The organism is Paraburkholderia pallida, assembly GCF_004524855.1.
Taxonomy (GTDB): Bacteria; Pseudomonadota; Gammaproteobacteria; order Burkholderiales; family Burkholderiaceae; genus Paraburkholderia; species Paraburkholderia oxyphila.
In genome coordinates this window covers 1,962,377-1,985,705 of record NZ_CP038149.1, presented here as the reverse complement: position 1 = coordinate 1,985,705, position 23,329 = coordinate 1,962,377, and the positions used below count along the sequence as shown (strand labels likewise).

Genomic DNA, 23,329 nt, shown 5'->3' with positions numbered 1-23,329 from the left:
ATTAATGAAATGGCTCCATGAGATAGAGCCGTGAACGTCTATAGTAATCCGCACGTCAGGTCCGGATAAGCTTTACGTCAGAATAAATTAATGGTGCCGGATCTGGTTGGACTGCAAGGAGACAAGGGCGATGAAGACCTCAGAGGTGATCGTCAGCTTTCGCGGCGTGCGCAAGACGTACGACGGCGAGACGCTGGTGGTGAAGCAGCTTGATCTGGACATTTATCAGGGCGAGTTCCTGACGCTGCTCGGGCCGTCCGGCTCCGGCAAGACCACCTGCCTGATGATGCTGGCGGGCTTCGAATTCCCCACCGGCGGCGAGATCCGCCTCGAAGGCAAGCTGCTCAACAACGTGCCGCCGCACAAGCGCGACATCGGCATGGTGTTTCAGAACTACGCGCTCTTTCCGCACATGACGGTCGAGCAGAACGTGGCGTATCCGCTCGGCGTGCGCAAGGTGCCGGCGGCCGAACGTGCCGCGCGTGTCAATGACGCGCTCAAGATGGTGCGTATGGAGGGCTTCGCCAAGCGCTATCCCGCACAGCTCTCGGGCGGCCAGCAGCAGCGCATCGCTCTGGCCCGCGCGCTCGTGTTCCAGCCCAAGCTCGTGCTCATGGACGAGCCGCTCGGCGCACTCGACAAGCAACTGCGTGAACATATGCAGTACGAACTGAAGTCGCTGCACGAGAAGCTCGGCGTCACGTTCGTCTACGTCACGCACGACCAGGGCGAGGCGCTCACGATGTCGGACCGCGTGGCGGTGTTCGACAAGGGCATCGTGCAGCAGCTCGACAGCGTGGACCGCCTCTACGAATCGCCGTGCAACGAGTTCGTGGCGAACTTCATCGGCGACAGCAACCGGCTGCGCGGCAAGATTGCGGCCGTCGACGGCGAATTCTGCGAGATCCATCTCGCCGACGGCACGCGCCTGAAAGGCCGCAACGTGGCGGGCGCGCAGGCGGGCGCCGATGCCATCGCCTGCATCCGGCCCGAGCGCATGAAGCTCGCCGCCCACGGCGCCAACGGTGCCCAGACGCGGGCGGGCAGCGGCGCGAACGCGCTGGCGGGCGAGGCGCGCGGCCTCATCTATTTCGGCGACCACGTGCGCATGCGCTGCGGTCTGCCTCATCAGGACGAGTGCTTCGTGAAGGTGCCGCTCGGCACCGAGGCGCTCGCAGCCTTCGCGCCCGGCCAGCCGGTTGCGCTCGAGTTTGCGCCGGAGCATCTGCGCGTCTTCGCATGACGCCCTGAACCAGTGCGAAAACAAACCACCAAGGAGAAGGGGACTACACCATGAAGCAGATCGGCAACTTGCGCGTTGCGGCGGTCGCGGCCGCGCTCGCACTCTCGTGTGGCGTGGCGCACGCCGCGGAACTGACGGTCGTGAATTTCGGCGGCGCGAACGGCGACGCGCAGAAGGCGGCCTTCAACGAGCCGTTCCAGTCGCAGACCGGCACGAAAGTCACGGTCGTCGAATACAACGGCGAGCAGGCCAAGGTCAAGGCCATGGTCGAGGCGAAGCACGTGAACTGGGACGTGGTCGAAGTGGAGACCGGCGACATCGCGCGCGGCTGCGACGAAGGCCTCTACGAGAAGCTCGACTGGTCGAAGCTCGGCAACAAGGCCGACTTCCTTAAGGCGGCGCAGCAGCCCTGCGGCGCGGGTTTTTTCGTGTGGTCGACGGCACTGGCCTATAACGCCGACAAGCTGAAGACCGCACCCGCGAGCTGGGCCGACTTCTGGGACACGAAGAAATTCCCGGGCAAGCGCGGCATGCGCAAGGGTGCGCGCTACAACCTCGAATTCGCGCTGATGGCCGATGGGGTTGCGCCGCAGGACGTCTACAAGGTGCTCGCGACGAAGGCGGGCCAGGACCGCGCATTCAAGAGGCTCGACGAGCTGAAGCCGAGCATCCAGTGGTGGGAAGCGGGCGCGCAGCCGCCGCAGTTCCTCGTGGCGGGCGACGTGGTCATGTCGACGGCCTATAACGGCCGCATCGACGCCGCGCAGCGCGAGGGCAAGAACCTCAAGGTCGTGTGGAATGGCAGCATCTACGACCTCGACTACTGGGCGATTCCGAAGGGCTCGCCGAACAAGGCGCAGGCCCTCCAGTACATCGCGTACACGCTCTCGTCGAAGCCGCAGCAGGACTACGCGAAGCATATTGCCTATGGCCCGGTGAACGAAGCGGCGATCAAGGCGCTCGACGAGAAGACGCTCGAGAACCTGCCGAACTCGCCGAAGAACGGCAAGAACGCGATCCAGGAGAACCTCACGTTCTGGACCGACCACAGCGACGAGCTGGAGCAGCGCTTCGGCTCGTGGGCGGCGAAGTAAGGGCGTGCAGCATCAGCCACGCGGGCGCGCATCGTTCGATACCCGCTCGCGTGTGAATGGAGGAGGGCCGCGCGCGCCGCGCATCGGGCGTGGCGCGCGCGGTTCGGAGGTTTGCAGGAGACCGAATTGACAACAACGACGACTACGACACACGCAGCCGACGCCGCAGGCGATTCGGGCGCGTGCCTGAAGCGCGAGCTGCGGCTTGCACAGGCAAAGAAGCGCACGATGGCGCTCTTGCTGATCGCGCCGCTGGCGATCTTTCTGCTGCTGATCTTCGTCGTGCCGATCGCGGCGCTGCTCACGCGCGCCGTGCAGAATCCCGAGGTGGCGACCGCGCTGCCGCATACCGTTGCGGCGCTGAGCAACTGGGACCGCAAGAGCGCGCCGCCCGATGCGGCCTTTGCCGCGCTCGCGCAGGATCTCACCGCGGTGCAGGACGGCGACGCCATGGGCGCGCTCGCACGCCGCCTGAACGTGGAGATCGCGGGCTATCGTTCGCTCGTGGCCAAGACCGCGCGCGCGATGCCGCTCGCCGCCGACGACGGCCATCCGCTCAAGCTCACGCCCGCGCAAACGCGCGCCAAAATCGTCGAGCTCGACGACCGGTGGAACGATGTGACGTACTGGCAGGCCATCGCGAAGAACAGCGGCCGCTACTCGCCGTTCTATCTGCTCGCCTCGCTAGATCACAGGCAGGACGCCTTCGGCAGCATCATCCCCGCCGATCCCGACCAGCAGATCTATCTCGCCGTGTTCGGCCGCACGTTCGTGATCAGCGTAGTCGTCACGCTGTTCGCGCTCGCGCTCGGCTATCCGCTCGCGTACTGGATTTCGACGCTCCCGGAGCGCCGCGCCAATCTCGTCATGATCCTCGTGCTGATCCCGTTCTGGACCTCGATTCTCGTGCGCGTGGCCGCATGGATCGTCATTTTGCAGAGCGAAGGATTGCTCAACAAGGCGCTGATCGGCACCGGCATCATCTCCTCGCCGCTTGCGCTGCTGTTCAACCGCGTGGGCGTCTACATCTCCATGACGCACATCCTGCTGCCGTTCATGGTGCTGCCGCTCTACAGCGTGATGAAGTCGATCCCGCCCACCTACCAGCGCGCGGCCGTCTCGCTCGGCAGTCATCCGTTCGCGGCCTTCTGGCGCGTGTACGTGCCGCAGACCTATCCGGGCATCGGCGCGGGCGTGCTGCTCGTCTTCATCCTCTCGATCGGCTACTACATCACGCCCGCGCTGCTGGGCGGCCCCGCCGACCAGATGGTGAGCTACTACGTGGCGTACTTCACGAACGTGTCGATCAACTGGGGCATGGCGTGCTCGCTCGGCGCGCTGCTGCTCGCGGCGACCACCGTGCTGTACTTCGTCTACGGGCGCTTCACGCGCACCCAACTGAGCCTCGGCTAAACGGAGGCATTGCACATGAAATTCGCCAAGCCGCTTTTTGCGCCGCATACCTCGGGTATCGAACGCATCTGGTATTTCGTGCTGCGCGGCCTCGCCGTGCTCACGCTGCTCTATCTGGTCCTGCCGGTGCTGGCGATCGTGCCGCTCTCGTTTTCGTCGAGCACGTTCCTCGTCTACCCGATTCCGGGCTGGTCGCTGCGCTGGTATCAGAACCTCGTGATGTCCGACGAGTGGCGCATGGCCGCGAAGAACAGCTTCATCGTCGGGCCGGCGGCCACGCTCGTGGCGACGGTGCTTGGCACGCTCGCGGCCATCGGCATCACGAAGGCCGATTTCCGCGGCAAGGCGCTGCTCATGGCGGTGCTCATTTCGCCGATGATCGTGCCCGTAGTCGTGGTGGGCGTGGGCATGTATCTGTTCTTCGCCCCGCTCGGGCTTGCCAACACCTATCTGGGCCTGATCCTCGCGCACGCGGCGTTGGGTGTGCCTTTCGTGGTGACCACGGTGTCGGCCACGCTGCAGGGCTTCAACTACAACCTCGTGCGCGCGAGTCTCTCGCTCGGCGCGAATCCGGTTTCGACGTTCTTCCGCATTACGTTGCCCGTGATTGCGCCCGGCGTGATTTCGGGCGCGCTGTTTGCGTTCGCGACCTCGTTCGACGAGGTGGTGGTGACGCTGTTCCTCGCGGGCGCCGACCAGACGACGCTGCCGCGCCAGATGTTCACGGGTATCCGCGAGAACATCAGCCCGACGATCGCTGCGCTCGCCACGATCCTGATCGTGTTCTCCACCTGCCTGCTGCTCGCGCTCGAATGGCTGCGCGGCAGGAATGCGGCGCGCGCGGTGAAGGCCTGAAACGTAAAGCGGCGCATGCGCGCCGCTTTACCCTCGTGAACGGCTCAGGCGCTGCATTTGCTTCGCGTGCCGCCTATGTGGCGCTCATCCGCTCGCGCAGCCCATCACGTGGCGAGCACTGCGGGCAAGCGCCGCTTCACCCACTGCGTGGCCTGATCGTAGGCATGCCCCAACTGCAGCACGGAGAGATCGGCGTGCGGCTTGCCGATCACCTGCAGGCCCATCGGCAGCCCTTGCGCATTGAAGCCCGCCGGCACGCACATCACGGGCAGGCCCGCGAGCGTGCCGCCGATCACCACTTCCATCCAGCGGTGATAGGTATCCATCGTGCGGCCCGCGACGGACTTCGGCCAGTGCTCCTTTGCATCGAACGGGAAGATCTGCGCGCTCGGCAGCACGAGATAGTCGTAGTGCTCGAACAGCGCGAGCAGCGCGTTGTACCACTGCGTGCGCGCGACCGTTGCGTTCCACACGTCCTCGCCCGAGAGCTTCAGTCCGCCTTCCACTTCCCATTGCGCCTCGGGCTTGAGCAGCGCGCGCTTTGCAGGATCGCGATAGAGCGCGCCCAGCGTGCCTGCCACCGAGAAGTGGCGCAGCGTGCGCCAGCAGTCCCAGAGCTTATCCATCGGATAGTCGGGCCGCGCGGCCTCGACCTTGCCGCCGATGGTTTCGAAGTCCTTGAGCGCCGTCTCGCAGAGCGCGAGCACGCCGTCTTCCATCGGCAGATAGCCGTCGTAATTGCCGAGCCAGCCAATGCGTGCGCCGCTGAAATCGCGCGCGAGCGGACCTGTGAACTGCGCCGGATCTTCGGCGATGGAGAGCGGTGCGCGCGCGTCGTAGCCCGCTTGCGTGGAGAGCAGCATGGCCACGTCGGGCACGCTGCGGCCCATCGGTCCGGCACAGCCGAGCTGGTTGTAGAACGCGTCGACGGCGGGCACCGAAGGCACACGCCCCTGCGAAGGCCGGAAGCCGAAGATGTTGTTCCAGCCCGCCGGATTGCGCAGCGACCCCATCATGTCGCTGCCGTCCGCCACCGGCAGCATGCGCAGCGCGAGTGCCACGGCCGTGCCGCCGCTGCTGCCGCCTGCGCTGCGCGTGGGGTCGTAAGCGTTGAGCGTGGTGCCGAACACCGGGTTGTAGGTGTGCGAGCCCAGGCCGAATTCCGGCGAATTCGTTTTGCCGATGAAGATGGCGCCTTGCGCGCGCATGCGCGCGGCCACGAGCGCATCGGCTTTCGGCACTTCGTCGCGGAAGATCGGCGAGCATTGCGTGGAGGGGATGCCCGCCGTCGCAGTGAGGTCCTTGGGCGCCTGCGGGATGCCGTGCAGCCAGCCCAGGTATTCCCCGCGCGCGAGCTGGGCGTCGCGTTCGCCGGCCTCGGCCAGCAGCGCAGCGCGCTCGCGCAATGAGACGATGGCGTTGGCCGGCGTGTTCACGCGCTCGATGTGGTCGAGGAAGGCGCTCATCACTTCGCGGCAGGAGACCTTGCGAAGCCGGATCCATTGCGAAAGCTCGAGCGCGTTGGCCGCGACGATCTCGTTGGGCGTGGGCGCTTGCGTGCCCTGTTGCGCAGCCTGGGCGGGGGAACGTGATGCCTGATTCATGCGTGACTCTCGTGGACGGATGATTGCGGATGGAGCAGGGGGGAGCTTCATTGTCGCGCAGCGCGCGTGCAAGCGAAAGCAAACGGCCAGTTGCCGCGTGAATCAATGGTTGCCGCCTGGCGCGGGCGCTTGTTGCGCATTGATGGGAGTCGGCGCGCGGGTGGCTCGTGTGATGTTGGCTATTTGTAATGCCGCGATTGGTCATCAGGAGGAACCGGGTCGCGGCCACCCCACTACGCAAGTGCGGCTCGCTAGCGTGCCGCTTCGTCGGGCAACGCCGCGCCGCCCAGCGCCTGATAGAGCGCCGCCGTGTCCGTGAGCCGCGTGGCCTGCGCGCGCGTGCGGTCGAGGGCGCTTTGCAGCGCCTGGCGTTGCGCGTCGATCAGATCGAATTCGCTGACGCCGCCCGCCGCGTAGCGATCCTGTGCGATTGCTGCGCTGGCTTGCGCTTCGCGCGCGGCGTCGTCGCGGGTCTGCAATTCCAGCGCATCGTCCTGCAAGGCGTGCAGCGTGTCGGCGACCTGCTGGAGCGCTTGCAGCACGGTCTGTTTGTAGTCCGCGAACGCGGCGTCATAGGCGGCCTGCGACGCGCGCCGCTTCGCGCGCAACTCGCCGCCGTGAAAGAGCGGCTGCGTGAGCCCGAGGCCCACGTTCCAGATGTTCAGGCCGCTGACCACGTCTTCGATATGCGTGCGCTCCGAGCCCACGCCCGCCGAAATCGAAATCTGCGGAAAGAGGTTGGCCGTTGCCACGCCGACGTTCGCGCTCGCCTGATGCAGCAGCGCCTCGGCCGCGCGAATGTCGGGCCGCTCGCGCGCGAGCGTGGAGGGCAGCGTGAGCGCGAGCGTATCAGGCAGCGGCAGCGCATCGAGCGTGAGCGAATCGAGTTGCACGGCGAAGGCCGTGCTGGAGGGCTCCACACCCAGCAGGATCGCGAGCTGGTGGTCGGTCTGCGCGAGCTGGGTGGTGAGCGGCGGCAGCGTGGCGCGTGTTTGCGCGAGCAGCGTGCGCTGGCTATGCACGTCGAGCCGCGCGACGCCGCCGGCCTTGAGCCGTGCCTCCATGATCGAGAGCTGTTGCGTCTGCGCGTCGATCAATCGTTGCGTGAGGTCGATCTCGCTCTTCAGCGCCGCACGGCGGATTGCCGTTGCAACCACATTGCCCGCCACCGTGAGCCGCGCCGCTTCCAGTTCGTATTCCTGATAATCGACTTGCGCGAGCGTGGCCTCGAGTGCGCGCCGATTGGCGCCGAACAGGTCGAACACATACGAGACGCTAACCGATGCGTCGTAAAGCGTGAACGGCGCCGGATTCTGCACCTGGGTGATGCCGAATGCGGCCAGATCGACCTTCTCGCGCGTGCCGGAGAGCGTCAGGTCGACGGAAGGGAAGAGCTTCGCGCCTGCCTGCGCGTTGTAGTTCTCGCGCGCCTCGACGAGCTTCGCACGCGCGGAATCGAGCGTCGGGCTGGCACGGAGCGCTTCGTCCACGAGCGCGTCGAGCGCCGCGTTGCCGAACTGCTTCCACCACGCGCGTGGCGCCTGTGTGGCCGCCGCGAAGGTCTGCGCGGTGCCGGCCGACCCCGGTGCCGAGGCGGTGGCATCTGGCAGCGGCGCGCGCGTGTAGCTTGACCCCGGCGGCGCGGCCGGCGCATGGAAGTCCGGGCCGACGGTGCAGCCCGCGAGCGCCGTGGTTAGCAACAGCACAGGCGCGAAGGCCCGCAGTGGCGCGCGCAAAGTGGCGGAGACGAAGGGCACGGGCGGCGGTGCATCGCGTTTCATGATCGCGGCCCTAATCCAGCGTGCGCCGGTAGAAGCGCACCGCGATCGCCATCACGACCGCCGCAAAGACGGCGAGTGGCCACACGGAAGGCCACAGATCGGCCCAGCCATTGCCCTTGAGCAGGACGCCGCGCACGAGCCGGTTGAAGTAGGTGAGCGGTAGCAGGTCGCCGATCCGTTGCGCCCAGACCGGCATGCCCGCGAACGGAAACATGAAGCCCGAGAGCAGCAGGTTCGGCAGGAAATAGAACACGGCGAGCTGCATGGCCTGCAACTGGTTCTGCGCGAGCGAGGAGAGCGTGATGCCCACGGTGAGATTCGCGGCGATGAACAGCAGCGCCGAGAGATAGAGCGCCACGAGGCTGCCCGCGAACGGCACATCGAACACGAAGCGCGCGGCGAGCACGATGATGGTCGCCTGCACGAGGCCGATCGCCACATAGGGCACGATCTTGCCGGTCATGACCTCGATGGGCAGCACGGGCATGGCGAGCAGGTTTTCCATCGTGCCCCGTTCGCGTTCGCGCGTGATCGCGAGGCCCGTCATCATCACCATCGTCAGCGTGAGGATCACGCCCATGAGGCCCGGCACGACGTTGTACTGCGTGATGCCTTCAGGGTTGTAGAGGCGGTGGACCTGCACGTCGAAGGCGGCGGGTGCGCCGTTCAGATGTGCGAGCGGCCCGGTCAGGTCCTTCGCGGCCGCGGGGGCGATGAGGCCCGGCAGCGCGGCAAGCGCCGTGGTGATGGCGGTGGGGTCCGTCGCGTCCGCCTCGACGAGCAGCGAAGGCCGTTCGCCACGCAGCAGGCGCCGCGAGAAATCGACGGGAATGCTGAGCACGAACTGGACGCTGCCGCGTGCGAGCGCATGCCGCGCCGAGGCTTCGTCGGGCAGCGTTTCGACCACGTCGAAATAGTCCGAATTCTTCATGCCGGCCACGAAGCTGCGCGAGAAGGGGCTGTCGTTGCTCACGACGATGGCCGTGGGCAGGTGCTTCGGATCGGTGTTGATCGCGTAGCCGAACAGCGTGAGCTGGATGATCGGCAAGCCGACGATCATCGCGAACGTCACGCGGTCGCGCTTGAGCTGCAAGAACTCCTTGAGCACGATGCTCCACCAGCGCGACACGGAGAACGCGAGCTTCAGCTTGAACATCAGGCGGCGCCTCCGTAGTTGTCGCGGGTGTGGCTCATCAGGTAGATGAAGACATCCTCCAGGCCCGTGTCTATACGTTGCGCGCGCAACGATGTGCCGGAGACAGCGCGATCGACCGCAGCCGCGAGCGCTGCATGATCGCGCCCGCTCGCGTGCAGCACGGTGCCGAACACCACGGTTTGATCGACGCCCGGCAGGGTGCGCAGTTGCGTCGAAAGCGCGGTGAGCTGCTCGCCGTGGATCGCCCATGTTTGGAGGTCTTGCGAGGCGATTACTTCGGCGGCGGTGCCCTGCGCGAGCAGCTTGCCGTAAGCGATATAGGCGAGCTTGTGGCAGCGCTCGGCCTCGTCCATATAGTGCGTGCTCACGAGCACGGAGATGCCGCGCGCCGCGAGCCGGTGCAGCTCCTCCCAGAAGTCGCGTCGCGCGTTGGGATCGACGCCCGCCGTGGGCTCGTCGAGCAGCAGCAACCGCGGCTCGTGCAGCATGCAGGCGGCGAGCGCGAGACGCTGCTTCCATCCACCCGAGAGCGCACCCGTGAGCTGGTTCGCGCGGCTCGCGAGGCCGAGCGATTCGAGCGCGCGATCGACGCATTCGCGCCGTTTCGGCATGCGGTAGATGCGCGCGACGAAGTCGAGATTCTCGCGGATCGTGAGATCGTCCCAGTACGAAAAGCGCTGCGTCATGTAGCCCACGCTCCGCTTGATCTGCGCGCTCTCGCGCACGATGTCGTAGCCAAGACAGGTGCCCGAGCCCGAATCGGGCGTGAGCAGGCCGCACATGAGGCGGATCGAGGTGGTCTTGCCGCTGCCGTTCGGCCCGAGAAAGCCGAAGATCTCGCCGGGCGCGACTTGCAGCGAGACGTCGTTGACCACGTGCTTGTCGCCGAAATGCTTGTTGAGATTGTGCACGTCGATGGCGTAGCGCGGCCCGTCGTGCGGCGGGGTGCTGTGGTTGCCCGCGCCGTTGCCCATGTCGTTGCTCATATTGGCGCCCGTTGCGCTCATTGCAGCCGCACCTCCACCGGCTGGCCTGGATGAAGCTTCGTGGCGTCCTGCGTGGCCGGGTGCGCCTCGATCATGAAGACGAGCTTCGCGCGTTGCTCGTTGCTGTAGATGACGGGCGGCGTGTATTCGGCGGCGTTCGAGACCCAGGTGATGGTGGCGGGCACGTCCGCGGCGCAGCCGTCGCAGTGCACGAGTATCTTGCGCCCCGGCGCGAGCGATCCCACGACGGTCTCGGGCACGAAAAAGCGCAGCTTGACGTTCTGCGGCGGCAGCATCTGCACGACCGGGCTGCCCGCCTGGACCCATTCGCCCACGCGATACAGCGTGTCGTAGACAAGCCCCGTGGCCGGCGCGGCCACGCGTTTCTGATCGAGCTTCCATCGCGCCTGGGCGAGCGTCGCCTGCGCCGCGTCGACTTCGGCGGCCTGGGCGGCGATCTGCGCCACGCGCCCCGGCAGATTCGCGACACGCACCTGATTCTGCAGCTCGCGCACCTGCGCGGCGCTCGATGCGGCCTGCGCGCGCGAGTCGTCGAGCTGCGCCTGCGCGATGCCGCCCGCGCGCAGCTGCGCTTCGTCGCGCGTGAGCTGGAGCGCCGTCTTGCGCGCGGTGGCCTCGGCCTGCGCCAGCTGCGCTTCGGTCACGCGGACCTCGGGCGGGCGCTTGCCGGTCTGCAGGTCGGCGAGCTGCGCCTGCGCGGCGATGAGACGGTGGCTCGCTTCGTCGCGCGCGGCGGTCTCGTCGACGGATTCGAGCGCGAAGACGGGGGCCGAGGCGGCGACCGTCTGACCGCGCTGGACGTCGAGCTCGGCGAGCGTGCCGGATTGCGAGGAGGCCAGGTAGACGTATTCGCCTTCGACATAGCCTTGCCAGACGGCCGGTTGCTGGCGCGAGCACGCGCTGAGCGCGGCGAGGCTAACGATGCCGATGAGCGCGGACACCGCTGCGGGGCCGAACGTGAGCGCGAAGGCGCGCTCCGGCAAGGTGTCGTCACGCGGATGATCAGGAGTCCGGCGCGATTGACACACACGTTTGATTCGCCCGCTCATGATGCGCTCCCGCGGGCGGGACGCTTGCGCGCTCGCACCGGCATGCTCACCGCCGCAGGCGTGGCGTCGCGCGTAACGCCCGCCGGGGGCGTCGGCACCCGCATGGCGCCGGCGAGCAGAGCGGTGACATGGCGGCGCAGCGCGTCGCGTTCGATCTTCGGCAGGCCGCGCGTGTTCTGCCAGAGTTTCGAGGTGGCGAGCGGCAGCATGACGAGCGCGAGGATCGACATGAACAGCAGTGGCGCTTCCAGATCGGGATTGACCGTGCCCTCGCGCTGTGCATCGCCGATATGGACAACGAATCGTTGCAATTGCTCGATGGGCAGGCGTTTGAGCATGCGCTCGCGCAGCAGGCCGCCTTCGTTGACGATTTCGCGCAGCCATAGCGGCGGCAGCCACGGCAACTGCCCGGTGACTTCGAAGAGCCGCGCGATGAGCTCCTGCACGAGCGCATGCGGGTCGGCGGCGGCTTCGCTGTCCGCGCTGGCCCACACATAGGCGATGGCGCGCGCGATGCGTTCCTCGACGACGGCGTCCAGCAATCTCTCGCGATTGATGAAGTAGTAGTGGACCATAGCCGACGTCACGCCCGCGGCGGCGGCGATCTGCGCCATGGTCGTGGCGGCGATGCCCTGCTCGGCGAACAGTTGGGTCGCGCAGGCCAGCAGCCGCTCGCGCATGTCGAGATCGGCGTCGGCACGGCGACGCCCGCGCGGCTTGTGGGTCCCGATCGCGGCGGGTGGGGGCGGCGGTGCAGCAGTGACGCGGCGTGCATTCATTGATCCAGTCTAATTCACGCGTTAGTTAGGCCCAAATTTATGCGAAACGGGTTAACCCTCGTCAACCGGACGGGATCGTTTCAGAACTTTCCTATACACAAAGGTAAGGGGGTCATTCAGGCTGTCATTCTCGTGCCGCGAGGCACATCGGATCACGCCCTTTACAATGGAACAAAAAATGAAGCGCATCGTGGTAATCGATGATCATCCCATCGTCCTCAAGATGCTCGCCAACGTCCTGCATACGGAGTACGAACTGGTGGGCGAATGCAGCGACGGCGAAGAGGGCCTGCGCGTCGTGCACGAATTACAGCCCGATCTCGTTATTCTGGATCTCGAATTACCGAAGCTGGACGGCCTCTCGGTCATTCGCGGCATCCGCGCGAGGCAATCCGCCACGCGCATCCTCGTGCTCTCGGCGAAGCCGGAGCAGGTCATGGCGAATCACACCCGCATCGCGGGCGCAAACGGCTACGTAAGCAAGAGCCGCGGCGTGGAAGAGCTGTGCGGCGTGGTGAAGGCGGTGCTGCTCGGTTACGACTGCTTCCCGGCGGGCAGCTGCGGCGGCGGCCGCGACGTGGCGCTCAACGGGCTCTCCCCGCGCGAGGTGGAAGTGCTGCAATATCTCGCGCGCGGCATGAGCAACAAGGGCGTGGCGGCGCGGCTCGGGCTCTCCGACAAGACGGTCAGCACTTACAAGACGCGTGTGCTCGACAAGCTCGGTGTTTCGTCGCTGGCGGCACTCATCGAGTTCGCGACGCTCAACAAGCTCATCGACTGAAACCGGGGCGAAAAAAGCCCCAGCCGCAACCGGCCGGGGCAATGAGAATACACCGTGCGCTCCGGGGAACGAAACGCACCCTAACGTTACCTCCCCGCGGCGCGCGAGGCAACGCGCCCGCATTACGCCGCATTACTGTCGGCTCGCTTTCGGCGCGTTTCCAGGGCATCCGATGGCTCTCGATCGAGACCCATGGCGGGCTTTCCAGGCATCCATTTAATTGCACTTTGATTCGGATGTCGAATCAATCGGCCGAAAATACAGCGAGGCCGTTTTCCCTGCAGGGGAAAGCGGCCTCGGCTGAGCCGCCGCGATGGGCGGCGGCGTGGTCCCGCGTCGATCAGTAGTGGGGCGGGGGCGGCGGACGATGGTCGTCGTAACGCGTGTCATGACGGTCGCCGTGCCAGCCCGGGGGGCCCGGATCGTGCGGATGATGGTGCATCCACTCGTCATGTTCCCAATAGCGGTGGCCGTCCCAGTAACGGTTGTCGTGCCAGCCGATCGACAGTTGCACGTCCACGGGGACCATGTGCGCTTCGCCGTATTGCGGCGCCGAGTCGGCGCGCAGTGCGAACGGCGCAGACTGGGCGAAGGCGCTCGAGGCACCCATCAGCGCGCCGCCTGCGAGCAGCGCAGCGGCAAGTGCGCGTGCGGGGGTCTTCCAGCTCTTCGTATTCATATTCGTTCCTCCTCTTCGGGTTCGTCGTCGTAGCGCATTGCGTTGCGTTGCGTCCGACCACGAGACCTAGCTTAGCGAGAGCAAGGCAATGAATACGTGAGCACTTGTAATTGTTCATTTCGAGCCAGACTCTGGCCGAAAATTATGCATTTAACAGTGGGTCCTTGATGCATAACGGATTACGCGGGCTTTCTGAATATTTCCAATGAAATTTAAAGGGTCGGGTTGTCAGAAGCCGTAACATTAGCGGGCCGGCGGTCACGCAGGACCGCCCGCTGACTCGGTTTAATCTTTCATTTTTCGCGCGATAAGCATTCAAAAACCCTTCATTCAAGGGGTCTTTGATGCATTCTGCGATTTGCCCAGATCGATCGCGCTTTGCGAACCCACTTGCGCACGCAATTCGTATTTCTGGATCTTGCCGGTTGCCGTGCGCGGCAATTCGCCGAATTTCACGACGCGCGGGACCTTATAGCTCGCGAGAAAGAGCCGGCAATGCGCAATGATCTCTTCGGCCGTTGCGCTCGCACCTTCACGCAGTTCGACGAATGCGCACGGCACTTCGCCCCACTTCGCGTCGGGCATCGCCACGACCGCCGCGAGCGCGACCGCCGGATGGCGATACAGCGTGTCTTCCACTTCGATACTCGAAATGTTCTCGCCGCCCGAGATGATGATGTCCTTGCTGCGGTCGGTGATGCGCACGTAGCCGTCGGGTGTCATCACGCCGAGATCGCCGGTATGGAACCAGCCGCCGCGAAATGCCTCGTCGGTCGCGCGCTCGTTCTTCAGATAGCCCTTCATGCAGATATTGCCGCGGAACATGATCTCGCCGAGTGTTTCGCCGTCGTTCGGCACGGGCTCCATCGTCGAGGGATTGCGCACGCTGATGCCGCTCTGCAGGTGATAGCGCACGCCCTGGCGCGCGCCGAGGCGCGCCTGTTCGTCCTCGGGCAGCGTTTTCCAGCTCTCCTGGAGCGCGCACACCGAAGCCGGACCATAGACCTCGGTGAGCCCATAGACGTGCGTGAGTTCGATGCCGATGGTCTTCATCTTCGCGATCACGGCGGGCGCGGGCGGCGCGCCGGCGACCATCGTGCGCACCGTGTGCGTGATGCCTTCGCGATATTCGGCGGGTGCGTCGGCGAGCGCACCCTGCACGATAGGCGCGCCGCAATAGTGTGTGACGCCTTCGGTGCGGATCAGTTCGAACACGAGCTTTGCATCGAATTTGCGCAGGCAGACGTTCACGCCCGCGCGCGCCGCCACGGTCCACGCGAAGCACCAGCCGTTGCAATGAAAGAGCGGCAGCGTCCACAGATAGACCGCGTGCTTGGGCAGATCCCATTCGAGGATATTGCTCACCGCATTCAGGTACGCGCCGCGATGGTGATAGACGACGCCCTTCGGGTCGCCGGTGGTGCCCGAGGTGTAATTCAGCGCGATGGCGTCCCATTCGTTCGCGGGCGGCTGCCAGACGAACTCGGGGTCGCCCTGTTCGAGAAAGGCCTCGTAGTCGATGCCGCGCGGGAAGTGCTCAGGGTCCGCAGGCGCGACGTCGGCCACGGTGATGATCTTGAGATCCGGAAATTCGAGCGCCGCGCGTTGCGCGAGCGCGCCGAATTCGGTGTCGACGATGAGCGCCTTCGCTTCTCCGTGACGCAGCATGAACAGCATGGTCGCGACGTCGAGCCGCGTGTTGAGGGTATTGAGCACGGCACCCGCCATCGGCACACCGAAGTGCGCCTCGACCATGGCCGGGATGTTGGGGAGCAGCACCGCGACGGTGTCGCCGCGCGCGATGCCGGCGCGCGCGAGTGCGCTCGCGAGGCGGCGCGTGCGCGCGTAGGTTTCGCGCCAGTTGCGGCGCACCGTGCCGTAGACCATGGCGGGGCGTTCGCCATAGACTTCGGCGGCGCGTGCGATGAAGTCGATGGGCGTGAGCGGGACGTAATTGGCTTCGCGTTGCGCGAGCCCTTCTTCGTACACGTGCGTCATGGCGCTGTCTCTTGATACGTTTCCCATGCAGGGCCCGTGGGGCAGGCCCGATGCCGGTTTGTCGGTATGATTCGCGCTACCGTATCAGGACGGCGCGCGCGAGTCTGTCGCCGGCGCGACAGAGCACGTCCTCCCTACGCCAGGAACGCCCCATTTCGAGGTAAGCGCGATGACGCAGCCCATTATGCCCCCGGACCAAGAGCCGTTTGCCACAGGCCGGATCGATGCGCGCGACGCGGCACGGCTCGCGGCGCTCTACGAGCGCTGCGCGTGGTTCCGCGCGCTCGCGCCCGAGCATCGCGCATGGGTGCTCGAGACCTCGCATGCGCAGGCGTGGGCCGCGGGCGCGACGGTGGCCGCGCGCGAGGCGCCGTCCGCGTACTGGCTGGGCGTGAGCAGCGGGCTCGTGAAGCTGGCCATCTTCAATGCGTCGGGGCGCGGCTGCACCTTCTCGGGCGTGCCGCACGGCGGCTGGTTCGGCGAGGGCAGCGTGATCAAGCGCGAGCCGCGCAAGTACGACGTGATCGCGCTGCAGCCCTCGCTCGTGATGGCCGTGCCCGCCGATACGTTTCATCGGCTCATGGACAGTAGCCTGCCGTTCAACCGCTTCGTGATCCATCAACTGAACAACCGCATGGGCGAGTTCATTGCGCTGATCCAGAACAGCCGTCTGCTCGATGTCGATGCGCGCGTGGCCCAGGCGCTCGCGCAGATGTTCAATCCCGACCTGTATCCGGAGACGGGCAGCGCTCTCGAGATCTCGCAGGAGGAGATCGGCATGCTTGCGGGTGCGTCGCGGCAGCGTGTCAACCAGGCGCTGCAGACGCTCGAGCGCGAAGGGCTCGTCACGCTTTCGTATAACCGCGTGGATGTGGTGGATCTCGGCGCGCTGCGGGCGTTTGGGCGCGAGCAGATTTGAGCGGTTGCGCCTTGCGCGCAGAAGTCCTCACCAATCTTCCGCAGTCAGGAAAGATCCTTCCCTCCGAGGCCCATTTTTACGCGGCAGCGTGCTGCGTAGACTGGTCGCATTGACTCGCCGGCCGCGCGTGAAAGGCGGCCCACGCAGCGAGTCTGCTCAGACCCTCGGAGAATATGGTGAAGAACGCAATCCTACGCACAGCCCTGGTTTCGATGATCGCGATAGTGCCCGCAATCTCGTTCGCCCAGTCCATCCACAATGGCCCAGTCACGCGCGCGCAAGTGCTGCAGGAACTGGCCGATCTGGAATCGGTGGGCTATAACCCCGCGATGGGCAACGAGGTTAACTATCCCGAGAACGTGCAGGCCGCGATGCGCCGCCTCGAGGCCAAGCGCGCCAGCGAGGCCCGCGTGGCGCAACAGGATCTCTCGCAATCGGGCTATGGCGCCCAGCCCGTGCAGACGGGCGACGCCGGCGGCCCCGCGGCGGCGGGCAACGGTGAACCGCCTGCTTATCTGCACCACTAAAGATGCCACTGGGAGCGCTGCGTGCCGCAGCGCAGCGGCGAGCATCGGTCTCGCCGCCTGATTGAGCTGCGTGGAGCTTCGCTCAGCTCAGCTCAATGATCGAGTGCGAGCCGCGCGCCAAGCGCGATGAGCACGCTGCCCATCACCGCATCGACGGGACGGCGCAGCTTCTGATAGCCGCGCTGCACGCGGCCAGTCGAGAACAGCAGTGCCATGCCGCTGAACCAGATGATCGACACGGCCGCGACCGTGGCCACCGTTGCGCCGTGCACCCACATCGGCGCATGGCCGGGCAGCAGCGTGATGAACAGGCTGCCGAAGAACGCCGCCGCCTTCGGATTCGTGAGCCCGACCAGCAAACCGCGCCGATACGCCAACGCGCCGTTCGTGGCCTTCGTTGCCGCCAATGCCGGCGCTGCCGCCGCGCCCGACGCTTGCCGCAGGCTCATGAGCGTGCGCGCGCCGAGATACAGCAGATAGATCGCGCCCGCAATACGGATGCCTTCATAGAGCCACGCCAGCTGCGCGAGGATCAGCCCGAGCCCGAACACCGCGAGCGTCGCCCAGAGCGCGTGCGACGTCGAAATGCCGGCGGCCACGAACAGCCCCGCGCGGCGGCGCGCGAACGCGTGCGAGGTCACGGCGAGCATGTCGGGGCCAGGGCTCGCGCAGGCGAGCAGCATGACGCCGGCAATGCCGGCCAGTTGGGGCAAGTAGCTCATGGCGATGTCCAGATGAGAAGGCAGAAGGGCCGATGGGCGGCGCGAACGCGCCGGAGCAAAGCTGCGAGCATACCGTGAAAGCCTGTGCCGCGCTGGCGTGTGCCTTGCGTCGGCGCATGCTGGCGCGCCACGCGCGAGGCCTGGCGAGTGCCCGGTCAATCGGGCGCTATCGGGCTTGATCGAGCGTCATGAAACGCTTTTCAGGCGTCCGGCGGCACGCCGAGCAGTTTCAGCGATCCCTGCATCACGCCCGAGAATACCGGCCCCGCGACCGTGCCGCCGTAGTACGAGCCGCCCGTTGGATCGTCAATCATCACCGCGACGATCACGCGTGGTGCGCTCATCGGCGCCATGCCGACGAACAGTGCGCGATAGCGGTTCTTCGCGTAACCCGAGCCGATCTGCTTGCGCGCGGTGCCGGTCTTGCCGCCGATCCGGTAGCCTTCGACGTTCGCCGCGCGGCCCGTGCCGCCTTCGCTGGTCGCCATTTCCAGCATCTTGCGCATGGAGGCTGCGGTAGCTGGCGTGGTCACGGCGCGCGGCGCGACACCCGAAGTAGCGGCCCCCTGCGGGCCCGGCATCTCGCTCAGCAGTTTCGCGGGGTACATCGTGCCGTCGCCGGCATAGGCGGTGTAAACCTGCGCAATCTGCAGGAGCGAGGTCGATAGACCGTAGCCGTAGGCCATGGTCGCCTGCTCGATAGGACGCCAGCGCGCCCACGGCCGCACACGGCCCGCGGCGGCGCCGGGGAAGGTCACTTCGGGCCGCAGGCCGAGGCCGTATTCCTGATACTTGTTCCAGATGGTCTGCGCGGGCAGGTTCAGCGCCATCTTCGCGAGTGCGATGTTGCTCGACTTCTGGACGGCTTCCGCCACGGTCATGCGGCCGTGGTTCGAGGTGTCGTGGATCACGGCCGGGCCGATGCGGTAGGTGCCCGGCGAGGTATCGATGATCGTGTTGGCGTTGACCTTGCGCAGGTCCATCGAGAGCGCAGCGACCACGGGCTTGATGGTGGAGCCCGGCTCGAAGGTGTCGATCACGGCGCGGTTGCGCAACTGGCGGCCCGTGAGACGCGCGCGGTTGTTGGGATCGAACGACGGCCAGTTGGCGAGCGCGAGGATCTCGCCGTTCTGGGCGTCGAGCACTACGACGCTGCCGGCTTCCGCACGATTCTTTGTCACGGCGGCCTTCAGCTGCGTATAGGCGAGCTGCTGGATGCGGCGGTCGACGGTGAGCTGCACCGTGTCGCCGTTCTTCGGCAGCACGCGCTCGCTCGGCTCCGAGATCACGCGGCCGAGCCGGTCGCGGATCACCTCGCGCTGACCCGGCGTGCCGTGCAGGCGTGCGTTGGCGGCAAGCTCGACGCCTTCCTGGCCGTTGTCCTCGATGTCGGTGAAGCCGACCACGTGCGCCGCCGATTCGCCTTCGGGATAGAAGCGCTTCGAGTCGGCGATCAGCGTGATGCCGCCGGTGGCCATTTCGTCGATATGGGCCGCGGTCTCGGCGTCGACCTGGCGCTTGAGCAGGACGAACGAGCGCTCGTGCGGCAGGCGCCGGCGCAGCTCGGCGAGCGGCATGCCGAGCAGCTTCGCGAGCGGTGCGTGCGCGGCTTCGTCGAGCAGCTTGGGATTGGCCCAGATCTCGAAGGTTTCGAGGCTCACGGCGAGCAACGCACCGTTGCGGTCGACGATGCGCCCGCGCATGGCATCGAGCTCGAACGTGCGCTGGTAGCGCTTTTGCCCTTGCTTGACGTAGAAGCCGTGATTGACGACCTGCACCCAGAGCGCGCGGCCCGCGAGCGCGGCGAAGGCCGCGAACGTGACGAACACGATGAACTTCGAGCGCCACGCGGGCAGCTTCGGCGACAGCATCGGATGGCGGGTCGCGGCGGCGTGCGGGTCGCGCGGCGGTTTGCTGGAGCGGATCATCGGGTTGGTGCAGGGGGATTCATGGGTGCATTATTGTAAACATAGTGTAATTGAATTGAAATTTTGAGTGCCGCAGGGTGCTGGAAGGATGAGCGGGCGCAGGGAAACACCGGATCGGGCGGCGATATGGGTGGCGCTTCGGCCATACTCCGCCACCGGGAATGTTGTTCCGGTTGGCCGATTCCGTGATGCGTGGCTGAGTCGGCTGCGATAGCGACCAGAGAAAAATGGCGTCCACGCGGGCCATGCCGCATCCGACATGCTTGAAAAACTTCGCCGTTACTACGAACAGGAACTCGGCCTGTTGGGCGACCTGATTGACGATTTTTGTCGCAAGTATCCGAGGGCCGCCGAGCGCTTGAGCATGTCCGGCGGTTACTCCGAAGACGTGCACGTGCAACGTCTCATGCACGCGTTCTCGCTGCTCGCCGCGCGTGCCCGTGTGGAACTGGACAGCGGTGCGCCGAAATTTTCGGAGGCCTTGCTGAACGTGCTGCATCCGCACTACCTGCGCCCCTTTCCCGCCAGTTCAATCGCGAGCCTCGAGTTGATCGAGCCGCCGTCCGCGCCGCACGTCATCAAGCGCGGAACCGTGCTCACCGGCCAAAAGGGAGAGCTGCGTTTTCGGACGGTGTACGACGTAACGGGGGCGCCCATCCGTATCGCCGATGCGCACGTGTCGCCGAGTACGGTCGCGCCTGGGCGAGCCAGCCTGCCGCCCGACACCACGACGATTGTGTCGATCACGTTCGAGTCAACAGACGCGGGAGTGGGATTGACAGCCGCTATGCCGGCTGTGGTTCGCGTGCATTTGACGGGGCAGCCCAAGGCCCTGGCGGCGCTGGCGGACACGCTGCTCCTGCGCACGCGCCGGGCGTTCGTGGAGGTTGATGATGGACGACACTGGGTACCGCTTGAACGGATCCCTCTGACGGCGGCCGGTTTCGCGGAAAGCGACGCGCTGCTGCCCGACGACAGCCCGTCCGGATCATTCGTTCGCCCGCTGCTCGAATACATGGCCTTTGCGCAGAAGTTCGATTTCATCGACCTTGATGCCGCCACGCTCTTGAGGGCGGGCCGCACGCGCGAGGCGAGGCGGATTACGCTGCATCTCGCTATCGCCCAGCATCCTGATAGTCGCGCGGCACGTGCGCTCGCGGGTCTTTCATCGGACAATTTCAGACTGTTTTGCACGCCTGTCGTCAACCTCTTCGGGCGGGCGAATGTGTTGGCCCGGCATGAAGAGTTTGCCGTCGATTATCCGGTTATCGCCCTACGAAAGAAGCCCGAGCTTCGGGAAATCTATGCAATCCACCGCGTCCGTGACGCCGCAGACCGGAGCGTGATTCCACCCTATAACGCGCTTGCCCATGCAACGGCGAAGTCCGGCGCACAGGGGCGCTACTGGTTGCGGCGCAGGGACGAGTATCAGGCTCGCAATCATCCGGGGTACGAAACATCGCTGATCCTGCTGCAGGAAGATGGCAAGGCAGCGCAGCAGTGGCCCGCATTGATCCGGATCGACGTGACGTGTACCAATCGCGATCTGCCTGCTTTGATGAAGATCGGCGACCCGGGCGGGGATCTGCGCGATGAAACACCAGGATCGCGTGCGAGCCGGATCACGCTGCTGCGGCAGCCCACGCGCACATTCCGTCCGGTGAACGAGGAGGACGCGCGCATGCGCATCCTTGCGCTGACGCCGCCGAATCCGACGCAACTCGGAACCGAGGGATGGGCCGAATTCAGGCGGCTCCTTCGTCAGTGCGCGCCGACCGAAGCCCTGGCGCAACACGTTGCCACGGTGTCGCTTGTAGGCAAGAGAAGGATTCATCAGATGTTGCCGGGCAAGCCGAATCCGTTCGTCGCATACGGGCTGGAAATTACCCTGTCGCTCGACGAGCAGGCATTCTCCGGGCACAGTATGGCCGCCTTTATCGGTGTCGTGGACCGGTATTTCGCGCGCTACGCGCCCGCGAATAGCTTCACGCAGCTTATTTTGTTGTCCAAAACGAACGGCTCGGAGATACTGCGCTGCCCGCTCCGCGTTGGGCGGTCGCCGCTGATTTGAGGCAGTTAGATCAGGCTTGATATCAGGTGGCATCCGCATGTCGCCCGGTGGCCGTGCCGGGCGACCGGAATGCCGTTGTCAGTCATTGACGGGTCGCCTTCTTCGATTACGTTCGGTGAAACGTCGGGATGCTGCGGGCAGGAGACGTGGTCGCCCTTGCGTGCGACATGGCGGCCTTCGAAGCGCATGGTTGTGGAGCCGGTTTCTACTTTGCCGCCGTGGTCGGTGTTGTCGCCGACGCGAATCAGGTTGATCATAATCAAGGGAGCACCCAGGAACTTGGCCAATCGTCGGGGTTGCCCAATTGTCTGAGAGCTTCAATGCGATTCGCAGTGACAAGCCAGAGGCATCGATCAGCGTCGCTACTAACTGACGCACGGCAGTAGCGCTCCTTCTTGCCGACCCATAAGCGTTCATCAGTACGCAGATTTTCAGCATTTCTTTCTGCATTTTTTCCAGAAAGTCCGGAAAGGATCTGCTGATAGAGATCATTCAAAGCTCGATCGTCACGGTCGTATAGCCAAGCGTATGGCCGTGCGGGATTAAACGAGGGAAGAGATCCAAGCAAAAAGACCTCTCTGTCGTTGTCCGTATACCAGCCGCCTGACGCTCCTATAATTGCCTTGATGGATCGCTGCGAGACAGGATGCGGAGAGTTTGACTTCCATGTCAATACCGTCCAGTTGCTGTCGCCGATCGTATCAAGAACACGAACTTTCAAGGACTCTACCGGAATGCCATTTTCCCATATTTGAACGCCATAGCAAGGACCTACTCTCCACTGTATATCGTCCTTGAACGACGCAACACAACTGCTAACCACGGGCAGGGTAGTCGTAATTCTGTCAGAACTGTCTTTGCCCGAATCGTTGTCTGTTACTTTCACAAGGAGGGCGATGTTATGCGTATTTGCCTCAACGTGTGCCGCTTCTACGTTGAGGTGTAAAGTTGGCTCAGCTACTGCTGTCATAGCGAAGAATTCCATGACAATGCCAACTGCCAAAATTAAGAAGCGTGTGAAATACATAAATGATTCGTGAGAAATTTATGAAATTGAAATTCAGGCGATGTGGCCGATTAGACATCGGAGTCAATCTGTAGCTGCGTCTGGTTGTATCCAGATTAATAGTCAACAAGTCAACATGCTCCAAGCTTGAAATCAGTCGACTCTCACACATTGCCTTATGTCATGGCGTGCGGTCGGAATGCGGCCATCAATCATCGACGGATCACTTAATTCAATTGCGCTCAATTTGTTTTTTTAAAAAATAGCCACTCATCGTTGTTTTGGGTGGGCGGTAAGAATTGCTCCATATCGTCATAACTTTATTTCCTTTTGTTATTTTCAATGAGAAAAGCCGAGTCTCATGTTCGTAAACTGCCACACCATATTCATTCGTTGTGCTCCCATTTAAATAACTAATAAATAATATATCAATGCTGCTACTGAGTTTATTCTCTTGCGCGAAGCAAATAATGTGCTCATCCTGCTGAAATCCCTCCCGTGAGAGAGTGCATTCGCCGTTTGTGTTAATTTTCAATTTGATTTCTGTTATGACAGACTGCGTGCCATCCCAAAATGTATCGGTAAATTCGTAATTTCCACTCCAAAATCTATCTATGCTGCCTGCGGCCAAAGAGTAGCTAACTGAAGCAATCGTAAAAAGTAAAAATATCAATTTAATGATATTTCTAATTAAAACATGTCTCATCTGATCCTCCG

The 23,329-nt window shown here is 64.4% G+C and carries 21 protein-coding genes; 8 read left to right on the top strand and 13 right to left on the bottom strand.

Features of this window, described 5'->3' with window-relative positions; genetic code table 11:
* The first annotated feature begins 130 nt into the window (after positions 1–130).
* The 4 genes from E1956_RS24035 (at position 131) to E1956_RS24020 (ending at position 4,605) form a co-directional block, all read left to right on the top strand.
* Positions 131–1,243, top strand: coding sequence for an ABC transporter ATP-binding protein (locus E1956_RS24035; protein ID WP_134753541.1), 1,113 nt, complete (start codon positions 131–133; stop codon positions 1,241–1,243).
* Positions 1,244–1,293: 50 nt separating this feature from the next.
* Positions 1,294–2,337 carry an ABC transporter substrate-binding protein gene (locus E1956_RS24030; protein ID WP_134753539.1) on the top strand — a complete coding sequence of 348 codons (1,044 nt, stop codon included), beginning with the start codon at positions 1,294–1,296 and terminating at the stop codon, positions 2,335–2,337.
* Between the two features lie 126 nt (positions 2,338–2,463).
* A complete protein-coding gene (locus tag E1956_RS24025; RefSeq protein WP_167760099.1) occupies positions 2,464–3,750 on the top strand; it encodes an ABC transporter permease in 1,287 nt (428 codons plus the stop codon).
* A 15-nt stretch (positions 3,751–3,765) separates the two neighbouring features.
* Positions 3,766–4,605 carry an ABC transporter permease gene (locus E1956_RS24020; RefSeq protein WP_134753537.1) on the top strand — a complete coding sequence of 280 codons (840 nt, stop codon included), beginning with the start codon at positions 3,766–3,768 and terminating at the stop codon, positions 4,603–4,605.
* A gap of 104 nt (positions 4,606–4,709) precedes the next feature.
* Here the strand turns inward: E1956_RS24020 and E1956_RS24015 are convergent, their stop codons facing one another.
* The 6 genes from E1956_RS24015 to E1956_RS23990 form a co-directional block, all read right to left on the bottom strand.
* Complete coding sequence (locus E1956_RS24015; protein WP_134753535.1) at positions 4,710–6,209, bottom strand: amidase; 1,500 nt, start codon at positions 6,207–6,209, stop codon at positions 4,710–4,712.
* 251 nt (positions 6,210–6,460) lie between these two features.
* The gene (locus E1956_RS24010; protein WP_134753533.1) at positions 6,461–7,990 is read right to left on the bottom strand and encodes an efflux transporter outer membrane subunit; all 1,530 of its coding nucleotides are present in this window, start codon (positions 7,988–7,990) and stop codon (positions 6,461–6,463) included.
* A gap of 10 nt (positions 7,991–8,000) precedes the next feature.
* Positions 8,001–9,146, bottom strand: a complete 1,146-nt coding sequence (locus E1956_RS24005; RefSeq protein WP_197732862.1) for an ABC transporter permease — start codon at positions 9,144–9,146, stop codon at positions 8,001–8,003.
* Entirely contained in the window at positions 9,146–10,120 is a 975-nt protein-coding gene (locus E1956_RS24000; protein WP_134754820.1) for an ABC transporter ATP-binding protein, read from the bottom strand. Before E1956_RS24000 ends, E1956_RS24005 begins: the two co-directional genes overlap by 1 nt.
* Before the next feature lie 29 nt (positions 10,121–10,149).
* Positions 10,150–11,202 (bottom strand): HlyD family secretion protein, encoded by a 1,053-nt coding sequence (locus E1956_RS23995; RefSeq protein WP_134753531.1) that lies wholly within the window; start codon positions 11,200–11,202, stop codon positions 10,150–10,152.
* The gene (locus tag E1956_RS23990; protein ID WP_232071581.1) at positions 11,199–11,981 is read right to left on the bottom strand and encodes a TetR/AcrR family transcriptional regulator; all 783 of its coding nucleotides are present in this window, start codon (positions 11,979–11,981) and stop codon (positions 11,199–11,201) included. Before E1956_RS23990 ends, E1956_RS23995 begins: the two co-directional genes overlap by 4 nt.
* Positions 11,982–12,159: 178 nt before the next feature.
* Between E1956_RS23990 and E1956_RS23985 the strand changes: the two genes are divergently transcribed.
* A complete protein-coding gene (locus E1956_RS23985) occupies positions 12,160–12,762 on the top strand; it encodes a response regulator transcription factor (protein ID WP_028222556.1) in 603 nt (200 codons plus the stop codon).
* 340 nt (positions 12,763–13,102) lie between these two features.
* Here E1956_RS23985 and E1956_RS23980 read toward each other — a convergent pair whose 3' ends face one another.
* On the bottom strand, positions 13,103–13,441 hold the full coding sequence (locus E1956_RS23980; RefSeq protein ID WP_134753529.1) for a hypothetical protein: 339 nt from the start codon (positions 13,439–13,441) through the stop codon (positions 13,103–13,105).
* A 330-nt stretch (positions 13,442–13,771) separates the two neighbouring features.
* A complete protein-coding gene (locus E1956_RS23975; RefSeq protein ID WP_134753527.1) occupies positions 13,772–15,439 on the bottom strand; it encodes an acyl-CoA synthetase in 1,668 nt (555 codons plus the stop codon).
* A gap of 184 nt (positions 15,440–15,623) precedes the next feature.
* Between E1956_RS23975 and E1956_RS23970 the strand changes: the two genes are divergently transcribed.
* Both E1956_RS23970 and E1956_RS23965 read left to right on the top strand, forming a co-directional pair.
* A complete protein-coding gene (locus E1956_RS23970) occupies positions 15,624–16,358 on the top strand; it encodes a Crp/Fnr family transcriptional regulator (protein WP_134754816.1) in 735 nt (244 codons plus the stop codon).
* 173 nt (positions 16,359–16,531) lie between these two features.
* On the top strand, positions 16,532–16,885 hold the full coding sequence (locus E1956_RS23965; protein WP_134753525.1) for a DUF4148 domain-containing protein: 354 nt from the start codon (positions 16,532–16,534) through the stop codon (positions 16,883–16,885).
* Between the two features lie 92 nt (positions 16,886–16,977).
* On the opposite strand, the gene E1956_RS23960 is transcribed toward E1956_RS23965, so the two are convergent.
* Both E1956_RS23960 and E1956_RS23955 read right to left on the bottom strand, forming a co-directional pair.
* A complete protein-coding gene (locus tag E1956_RS23960; RefSeq protein WP_134753523.1) occupies positions 16,978–17,607 on the bottom strand; it encodes a LysE family translocator in 630 nt (209 codons plus the stop codon).
* Between the two features lie 200 nt (positions 17,608–17,807).
* The gene (locus E1956_RS23955) at positions 17,808–19,535 is read right to left on the bottom strand and encodes a peptidoglycan D,D-transpeptidase FtsI family protein (protein WP_134753521.1); all 1,728 of its coding nucleotides are present in this window, start codon (positions 19,533–19,535) and stop codon (positions 17,808–17,810) included.
* A 259-nt stretch (positions 19,536–19,794) separates the two neighbouring features.
* On the opposite strand from E1956_RS23955, the gene tssF reads away from it, so the two are divergent.
* Complete coding sequence (gene tssF / locus E1956_RS23950; RefSeq protein WP_134753519.1) at positions 19,795–21,606, top strand: type VI secretion system baseplate subunit TssF; 1,812 nt, start codon at positions 19,795–19,797, stop codon at positions 21,604–21,606.
* Between the two features lie 5 nt (positions 21,607–21,611).
* Here tssF and E1956_RS23945 read toward each other — a convergent pair whose 3' ends face one another.
* The 3 genes from E1956_RS23945 to E1956_RS23935 all read right to left on the bottom strand — a co-directional run bounded on the left by E1956_RS23945 (position 21,612) and on the right by E1956_RS23935 (position 23,318).
* The gene (locus E1956_RS23945; protein WP_134753517.1) at positions 21,612–21,863 is read right to left on the bottom strand and encodes a PAAR domain-containing protein; all 252 of its coding nucleotides are present in this window, start codon (positions 21,861–21,863) and stop codon (positions 21,612–21,614) included.
* A gap of 2 nt (positions 21,864–21,865) precedes the next feature.
* Positions 21,866–22,633, bottom strand: a complete 768-nt coding sequence (locus tag E1956_RS23940; protein WP_134753515.1) for a lysozyme inhibitor LprI family protein — start codon at positions 22,631–22,633, stop codon at positions 21,866–21,868.
* Positions 22,634–22,844: 211 nt separating this feature from the next.
* On the bottom strand, positions 22,845–23,318 hold the full coding sequence (locus E1956_RS23935) for a DUF5991 domain-containing protein (protein ID WP_134753513.1): 474 nt from the start codon (positions 23,316–23,318) through the stop codon (positions 22,845–22,847).
* Between the last annotated feature and the right edge of the window lie 11 nt (positions 23,319–23,329).